The following is an 8,533-nucleotide window of genomic DNA, read 5'->3' as shown; positions in this document are numbered from 1 at the left end:
TAACAATCAGCAGTCGGCAGTATGCCGTTTGCAGTTTTGTGTTTCAGGGTACTGAGAATCAAACTGCGGACTGACGGATAAGCCGATGTAGCTCAGCGGTAGAGCACTTCCTTGGTAAGGAAGAGGTCATGGGTTCAAGTCCCATCATTGGCTCGGTTAAGGTATATAATCAAATACAATAAAAATAAAATTAACCTACTAATTAGTATAAAAAATGGCAAAAGAAAAATTTGACCGCAGTAAGCCGCACTTAAATATCGGTACAATCGGTCACGTTGACCACGGTAAAACTACTCTTACTGCAGCTATCACTAAAGTATTAGCTGATGCTGGTTTATCTGAGGCTCGTTCATTTGATTCTATTGACTCTGCTCCTGAGGAGAAAGAGAGAGGTATCACTATCAATACTGCACACGTTGAGTATTCTACAGCAAACCGTCACTACGCACACGTTGACTGTCCAGGTCACGCGGATTACGTAAAGAACATGGTTACTGGTGCTGCTCAGATGGACGGTGCAATCCTTGTGGTTGCTTCTACTGATGGTCCTATGCCACAAACTCGTGAGCACATCTTGTTAGCTCGCCAGGTAGGTGTACCAGCTCTTGTTGTTTTCATGAACAAGGTTGATATGGTTGACGATCCAGAGTTGTTAGAACTAGTTGAAATGGAGATCCGTGAACTATTATCTTTCTACGATTTCCCTGGTGATGACATTCCAGTTATCCAAGGATCTGCTTTAGGTGGATTGAATGGAGATGACAAATGGGTTGCTAAAATCATGGAGTTAATGGACGCTGTAGATAGCTACATTCCAATTCCTCCACGTTTGACTGAGCTTCCTTTCCTTATGCCTGTTGAAGACGTATTCTCGATCACTGGTCGTGGTACTGTAGCAACTGGTCGTATCGAAAGAGGTGTAATCAACTCAGGTGAGCCTGTTGAAATCTTAGGTATGGGTGCTGAAAATCTTAAATCAACTGTAACAGGTGTTGAGATGTTCCGTAAGATCCTAGACAGAGGTGAAGCTGGAGACAACGTAGGTCTATTGTTACGTGGTATTGAGAAAACTGATATCCGTCGTGGTATGGTTATCTGTAAACCAGGTTCAGTAACTCCTCACACAGATTTCAAAGCTGAGGTTTACGTATTATCTAAAGCTGAAGGTGGACGTCACACTCCTTTCTTCAACAAATACCGTCCTCAGTTCTACTTCCGTACAACAGACGTAACTGGTGAGATTTCATTAGGAGAAGGTGTTGAAATGGTTATGCCAGGTGACAACGTTACAATCACTGTACAGTTGATCAACGCTATCGCAATGGAAAAAGGACTTCGTTTCGCTATCCGTGAAGGTGGTAGAACAGTAGGTGCTGGTCAGGTAACTGAAATCTTAAAATAGTAAGAACGAGCTTTAGGGCTTATTCAGAATACATTACAAAATACTCAGGTCAGCCTGAGTATTTTGTTCTAAAAAGTCTACAACCGGTTAAACGGTTGTTATACGGGCATAGTTCAATGGTAGAATAGAGGTCTCCAAAACCTTTGATCAGGGTTCGAATCCTTGTGCCCGTGCTAAAGTTTGCAAATATGGCTAACGTAGTTGAGTTTCTTAAAGATTCATATGAGGAAATGACCCAAAGGGTGTCATGGCCGACCTGGAGTGAATTGCAGAATTCTGCAGTGATCGTCCTGGTTGCCTCAGTTATTATCGCCCTTCTAATTTTGGCGATGGATGAATCTGTAGGTAACTTATTGAAGTTATTTTATAGATCAGTTGCTAACTAAATGAGTGCTATTATGAGTGATCAGCTGAAGTGGTATGTTGTACGTGCAGTTAGTGGCAAAGAAAAAAAGGTAAAGCAGTATCTTGAAGCCGAGATTAACCGTCTTGGTATTTCGCATTTATTACCTCAGGTATTGATCCCCATGGAGAAGTACTACCAGATGAGGGATGGAAAGAAAATAGCTAAAGAACGTAATTATTATCCAGGGTATGTTTTAATTGAAGCCGTGTTGGACGGTGAGTTGGAGCATATCATTAAAAATATTAACAGCGTTATCGGTTTCCTGGGAGACAAGAGCGGTAATGCTGTTCCGATGCGCCCGGCTGAAGTAAATCGTATACTCGGTAAAGTAGACGAGATGACTCAGCAGAGTGAAACTATGAACGTTCCTTATTACGTTGGCGAAAACGTGAAGGTAATGGACGGACCATTCAACGGTTTTACAGGTGTTATTGAAGAAGTTAATGAAGAGAAGAAGAAGCTAAAGGTGATGGTTAAGATCTTCGGACGCCGTACTCCTCTCGAACTTAACTACATGCAGGTAGAAAAAGAATAATATATTCTATAAGAACTTAAATGTTACAGCTTCCAACTTACTAACATTGAGTAATAAATAAATAAACAAAAATGGCAAAAGAGGTCAGTGCGTTAGTAAAATTACAGATCAAAGGTGGCGCCGCAAATCCATCACCTCCAGTAGGACCTGCATTGGGTGCTAAGGGTGTGAACATCATGGAGTTTTGCAAGCAGTTCAATGCTCGTACCCAAGATAAGCCAGGTAAAGTATTACCGGTTGTAATTACAGTCTATGCTGATAAGTCATTTGATTTTATCATTAAAACACCTCCGGTGGCTATCCAGTTAATGGAAGCTACAGGTCTTAAGAGTGGTTCTGCAGAGTCTAACCGTAAAAAGGTAGCTTCTGTAACCTGGGAACAGGTAGCAACTATTGCTAGTGATAAAATGCCTGACTTAAACGCCTTTACTGTAGAGTCTGCTATGAAAATGGTAGCTGGTACAGCACGTAGTATGGGAATTACCGTTTCTGGTAATGCACCCTGGAACAGTTAATTAATTAAATCAGTTAAGAAGTGGCTAGATTATCAAAAAATCAAAAGAAGGCACTCTCCAAAATTGAGGTTGGGAAGGCGTATTCTTTACAAGATGCTTCGGCTCTTGTTAAAGAAATCACTACAACCAAGTTTGATGCTTCAGTAGATATCGACGTTCGTTTAGGCGTTGATCCACGTAAAGCAAATCAGATGGTTCGTGGTATCGCAACTCTTCCTCATGGTACAGGTAAGACTGTTCGCGTTTTGGCTTTAGTAACTCCTGATAAGGAAGAAGAAGCTAAAGCTGCAGGAGCAGACTTTGTGGGTCTGGATGAGTATATTTCTAAAATAGAGGGTGGATGGACCGACGTGGATATCATCATCACCATGCCTAGTGTTATGGCAAAAGTAGGTAGACTTGGACGCATTTTAGGTCCGCGTAACCTGATGCCGAACCCTAAGTCTGGAACTGTTACAACCGAGATCGGTAAAGCAGTAACAGATGTAAAGGCTGGTAAGATCGATTTCAAGGTTGACAAAACAGGTATCATCCATACGTCAATAGGAAAGGCATCTTTCAGTGCTGATAAGATCTACGATAATGCTTTAGAAGTAATTCAAACATTGTCAAGATTGAAACCTTCAGCAGCTAAAGGAACATATTTCAAGAGCATTCATATCTCTTCAACTATGTCTCCTGGAATCCAGGTTGAAACTAAATCAGTAGGGGGAATCTAATCATGAGAAAAGAAGAGAAACAAGAAATTGTTCAGTCCCTTACCGAACAGATCAAAGAATACGGTAATTTCTACATCACCGATACTGCTGATCTTTCAGTAGCGAAGATCAATACGATTCGTCGTAAGTTTTTTGAAAACGGAATTTCGATTCAGGTTGCAAAGAACACCTTGATCCGCAAAGCAATGGAAGGCGCAGGTTTAGACTCAACTGAGTTTGACGGTGTATTAAAAGGTTCTTCTACCATTATTTTCACTACAGTAGCAAATGCTCCTGCTAAGCTGATCAAGGAACTTAGAAGATCTGGTGAAAAACCACTTTTAAAGGGTGCTTACATTGACAGTGCTGTCTTTGTTGGTGACGCCCAGCTGGATGCGCTTGCAACGCTTAAATCGAAAGAAGAGCTTGTTGGTGACATTATCGGATTACTACAATCTCCTGCTAAGAACGTTATCTCTGGACTTAAGTCTGGTGGTGCGAAGATTGCCGGATTAGTTAAAACATTACAAGAAAGAGGTTAAGTAGAACACCTGTAAGTTCTACACACAAAAAAGTATTATATTAAAATTTAAATACAATGGCAGATTTAAAAGCGTTTGCTGAACAATTAGTAAACTTGACTGTAAAAGAAGTTAACGAATTAGCTCAGATCCTAAAAGATGAATATGGTATAGAGCCTGCTGCTGCTGCAGTAGCAGTTGCTGCTCCTGCTGCTGGTGATGGACCTGCTGCTGCTGAAGAAAAAACAGCGTTCGACGTGATCCTTAAAGAAGCTGGTGGTCAGAAATTAGCTGTTGTTAAATTAGTAAAAGACCTTACTGGTCTTGGTCTAAAAGAAGCTAAAGACTTAGTAGACGGCGCTCCAAAAGAACTTAAAGCTGGTGTTACTAAAGACGAAGCTGAAGCTCTTAAGAAACAATTAGAAGAAGCAGGAGCTGTAGTTGAGGTTAAGTAATTTCTCAACTCAATAATTTTTTACTTTAGACTCCGGTTTTCACCGGGGTCTATTGTTGTTTGTATTATACCCAAGTTGTCCGACTTGCAACAGGGGTACTAGAATGCCTAAAGAAGTCACAGTTTTGATAAACTAAAATCGTAATCCATTGGCAACCAAAAATCAAAGCGAAAGAATAAACTTTGCAACCAGCAGACACGTGATCGATTATCCCGATTTCCTGGATGTGCAACTGCAATCTTTCAGGGAGTTTTTTCAGCTCGAAACTACCTCTGACAACCGTCACCAGGAAGGATTGTTTAAGGTTTTTGCTGAGAACTTTCCGATCTCTGACTCAAGAAACATCTTCGTTTTGGAGTTTCTTGATTATTTCATAGATCCGCCGCGTTATGACATACAGGAATGTATTGAGCGTGGTTTAACTTATAGCGTTCCCTTAAAAGCCAAATTGCGCTTGTCATGTAACGATGAAGAGCATGAGGATTTTGAAACAATCGTACAGGACGTATATCTGGGTACTATCCCGTATATGACTCCTAAAGGTACGTTTGTTATCAATGGTGCAGAGCGTGTAATTGTATCTCAGCTCCACAGATCCCCGGGTGTGTTCTTCGGCCAGAGCCGTCACACGAATGGTAGTAAATTATACTCCGCCCGAGTGATACCTTTTAAAGGTTCTTGGATCGAGTTTGCAACAGACGTGAACAACGTCATGTATGCTTACATCGACCGTAAGAAAAAGTTCCCTGTAACCACCCTGCTCCGTGCAATTGGTTATGATTCGGATAAAGATATTCTTGAGCTATTTGAACTTGCTGATGAGGTTAAGGTTAGTAAATCAGGCTTAAAGAAATTTATTGGCCGCAGGCTTGCAGCAAGGGTTCTTAAGAAGTGGGTAGAAGACTTTGTGGATGAGGATACTGGTGAGGTTGTTTCTATCGACCGTAATGAGATCATCCTTGAACGCGAGACTGTTCTTGATGAAAACCACATCGATATGATCATTGATGCGGGTGTGAAGAGTGTTATCCTTACAAAGGAAGATGCTTCTAACAACGCGGATTATTCGATCATCTATAATACCCTGCAGAAGGATACCTCCAATTCGGAGAAAGAAGCGGTAGAGCATATCTATCGTCAACTTCGTAACGCAGAACCACCTGATGAAGAAACTGCACGCGGTATTATTGACCGTTTGTTCTTCTCAGATAAGAGATATGATCTGGGTGATGTTGGTCGTTACCGCATTAACCGTAAGCTTAAACTGACGACTTCAGAAGAAACGAAAGTGCTTACAAAAGATGATATCATCGCTATCGTTAAATATCTGATCAAACTGATCAACTCTAAAGCTGAGGTGGATGATATTGACCACTTATCAAACCGTCGTGTACGTACGGTAGGTGAGCAGTTATACGCCCAGTTTGGTGTTGGTCTGGCTCGTATGGCCAGAACGATCCGTGAGCGTATGAACATTCGTGATAACGAGGTGTTCACACCAACAGATCTGATCAATGCCCGTACGCTGTCATCGGTAATCAACTCTTTCTTTGGTACCAACCAGTTATCTCAGTTCATGGATCAAACCAATCCACTTGCTGAGATTACCCACAAGCGCCGTTTGTCGGCCTTAGGTCCCGGTGGTCTTTCCAGAGAGCGTGCTGGTTTCGAGGTTCGTGACGTTCACTATACTCACTATGGTCGTCTTTGTACTATTGAGACTCCTGAAGGTCCGAACATCGGATTGATTTCGTCTCTTTGTGTACATGCGAAGATTAACAACTTAGGTTTCATTGAAACTCCTTATCGTAAGGTGGATAATGGCCGGGTTGTAGTGGAAGAACCTGTTATCTACTTGTCGGCGGAAGATGAAGATGGAAAAACCATCGCTCAGGCTAACGCTCACTATGATGAGAACGGGGTATTCCAAACTCCAAAAGTAAAGTCTCGTTTTGAAGGTGACTTCCCGGTAATTGAGCCGGAAAGACTTGACCTGATCGACGTTGCTCCTAACCAGATCACGTCAATTGCGGCTTCCTTGATTCCGTTCCTTGAGCATGATGATGCTAACCGTGCCCTGATGGGTTCGAACATGCAGCGTCAGGCAGTACCTTTACTTCGTCCGGAAGCACCTGTAGTAGGTACAGGTCTTGAAGGTAGAGTTGCACGTGACTCCCGTACACTGATCAATGCAGAAGGCTCAGGTGTTGTTGAGTATGTTGATGCGAATGAAATCCGCATCATCTATGATCGCAACGATGATGACAGACTGGTTTCTTTTGACGGAGAATCAAAATCATATAGCTTAATTAAATTCAAGAAAACCAACCAGAGCACTTGTATCAACCTGAAGCCTATTGTTACCAAAGGGCAACGTGTTGAAAAAGGTCAGGTGCTTTGTGAGGGCTATGCGACTCAGGACGGTGAATTAGCATTAGGTAGAAACCTGAAAGTGGCGTTCATGCCTTGGCAGGGTTTCAACTTTGAGGATGCGATCGTTATTTCTGAGCGTGTTGTTTCTCAGGATATTTTCACCTCTCTTCATATCGAGGAGTTCGAACTTGAAGTTCGTGACACGAAACGTGGAGAGGAAGAACTGACTCCGGATATTCCTAACGTTTCTGAAGAGGCGACTAAGGACCTTGACGAGAATGGTATCATTCGCGTAGGTGCTGAAGTAAAAGAAGGTGATATCCTGATCGGTAAGATTACGCCTAAGGGTGAATCTGATCCTTCACCGGAAGAGAAACTTCTTCGTGCCATCTTTGGTGACAAAGCTGGTGATGTGAAAGATGCTTCATTGAAAACGCCTCCTTCTATCAAGGGTGTGGTTATCGATACCAAGCTGTTTTCACGTGCTAAGAAGACTTCAAAGGCAGAAGAGAAGGCTCAACTGGAGAAACTGGATACTGCTCATAACAGAGCGGTGAAGAATCTGAAGGATAGCCTGATCGATAAGTTGTTCACTATTGTTAACGGTAAGACTTCTCAGGGAGTTTACAACGTGTACAAAGAGCTTCTTGTGCCTAAGGGTGCGAAGTTTACTCAGAAGATGCTTACTGAGTTGGAGTTTGCTAACATCAACCCAACAAAGTGGACTACGGATGAGGACAAGAATGAACTGATCAAGCAATTGCTGCACAATTATAATATCAAACTTAACGAGGAGCTTGGTGCTTACAAGAGAGATAAGTTTGCGATTAGTGTAGGGGATGAGCTTCCGTCGGGAATCGTTCAGATGGCTAAAGTTTATATTGCCAAGAAGCGTAAGCTGAAAGTAGGTGATAAGATGGCAGGTCGTCACGGAAACAAGGGTATTGTTGCGAAGATCGTTCGTGACGAGGACATGCCTTTCCTTGAAGATGGAACACCGGTTGATATTGTTCTTAACCCATTGGGTGTACCTTCCCGTATGAACCTTGGACAGATCTACGAAACTGTTCTTGGTTGGGCTGGTAAAGAACTCGGACTGAAATTTGCTACTCCGATCTTTGATGGTGCGAGTCACCTCGAGGTTGATGAGTGGATTGCAAAGGCAAAGCTTCCTTCTTCCGGTCGTACATATTTATACAACGGATTAACAGGTGATCGTTTTGACCAGCCAACAACAGTAGGTATTATCTACATGCTGAAACTTGGACACATGGTTGATGACAAGATGCACGCACGTTCAATCGGTCCGTACTCACTGATTACACAGCAACCTTTGGGTGGTAAAGCCCAGTTCGGTGGTCAGCGTTTTGGTGAGATGGAGGTTTGGGCACTCGAAGCATTTGGTGCAGCGAACATTCTGCAAGAGATACTAACCGTTAAGTCGGATGATGTGGTAGGTCGTGCTAAAACTTATGAAGCGATTGTTAAGGGCGAAACCCTTCCAACGCCTTCAGTTCCTGAATCTTTCAACGTATTGGTTCATGAGTTAAGAGGTTTAGGTTTAGATATCACGTTAGATTAGTTAAAAGTTTAAAGCTGGAAGCGGCTAGTACTGCTTCCGGCTTTAT

8 protein-coding genes and 2 tRNA genes are annotated in these 8,533 nt (G+C 42.4%); all 10 read left to right on the top strand.

From position 1 onward, the window contains the following. Window positions 1–81 precede the first annotated feature (81 nt). The 10 genes from ACO1NU_RS09900 to rpoB all read left to right on the top strand — a co-directional run bounded on the left by ACO1NU_RS09900 (window position 82) and on the right by rpoB (window position 8,487). A tRNA-Thr gene (locus ACO1NU_RS09900) sits at window positions 82–153 on the top strand. Between the two features lie 61 nt (window positions 154–214). Beyond that, window positions 215–1,402 (top strand): elongation factor Tu, encoded by a 1,188-nt coding sequence (gene tuf, locus ACO1NU_RS09895; protein WP_448818305.1) that lies wholly within the window; start codon window positions 215–217, stop codon window positions 1,400–1,402. Window positions 1,403–1,504: 102 nt separating this feature from the next. Further along, window positions 1,505–1,575: transfer RNA gene (locus ACO1NU_RS09890), tRNA-Trp, on the top strand. 15 nt (window positions 1,576–1,590) lie between these two features. Further along, the gene (gene secE, locus ACO1NU_RS09885) at window positions 1,591–1,788 is read left to right on the top strand and encodes a preprotein translocase subunit SecE (protein WP_448818304.1); all 198 of its coding nucleotides are present in this window, start codon (window positions 1,591–1,593) and stop codon (window positions 1,786–1,788) included. 12 nt (window positions 1,789–1,800) lie between these two features. After that, complete coding sequence (gene nusG, locus ACO1NU_RS09880) at window positions 1,801–2,343, top strand: transcription termination/antitermination protein NusG (RefSeq protein WP_448818303.1); 543 nt, start codon at window positions 1,801–1,803, stop codon at window positions 2,341–2,343. Between the two features lie 71 nt (window positions 2,344–2,414). Beyond that, window positions 2,415–2,858: a 50S ribosomal protein L11 gene (gene rplK, locus ACO1NU_RS09875; RefSeq protein WP_448818302.1), complete on the top strand. Its 444-nt coding sequence runs from the start codon at window positions 2,415–2,417 to the stop codon at window positions 2,856–2,858. 20 nt (window positions 2,859–2,878) lie between these two features. Then, window positions 2,879–3,577 carry a 50S ribosomal protein L1 gene (rplA, locus tag ACO1NU_RS09870; RefSeq protein WP_407430226.1) on the top strand — a complete coding sequence of 233 codons (699 nt, stop codon included), beginning with the start codon at window positions 2,879–2,881 and terminating at the stop codon, window positions 3,575–3,577. Window positions 3,578–3,579: 2 nt separating this feature from the next. After that, window positions 3,580–4,098: a 50S ribosomal protein L10 gene (gene rplJ / locus ACO1NU_RS09865; protein WP_448818301.1), complete on the top strand. Its 519-nt coding sequence runs from the start codon at window positions 3,580–3,582 to the stop codon at window positions 4,096–4,098. Between the two features lie 56 nt (window positions 4,099–4,154). Beyond that, a complete protein-coding gene (rplL, locus tag ACO1NU_RS09860) occupies window positions 4,155–4,532 on the top strand; it encodes a 50S ribosomal protein L7/L12 (RefSeq protein ID WP_448818300.1) in 378 nt (125 codons plus the stop codon). A gap of 148 nt (window positions 4,533–4,680) precedes the next feature. Next, a complete protein-coding gene (rpoB, locus tag ACO1NU_RS09855) occupies window positions 4,681–8,487 on the top strand; it encodes a DNA-directed RNA polymerase subunit beta (RefSeq protein ID WP_448818299.1) in 3,807 nt (1,268 codons plus the stop codon). The last annotated feature ends 46 nt before the right edge of the window (window positions 8,488–8,533 follow it).

This window comes from Arcticibacter sp. (genome assembly GCF_053551015.1).
This window is presented reverse-complemented; position numbering and strand designations above follow the sequence as displayed.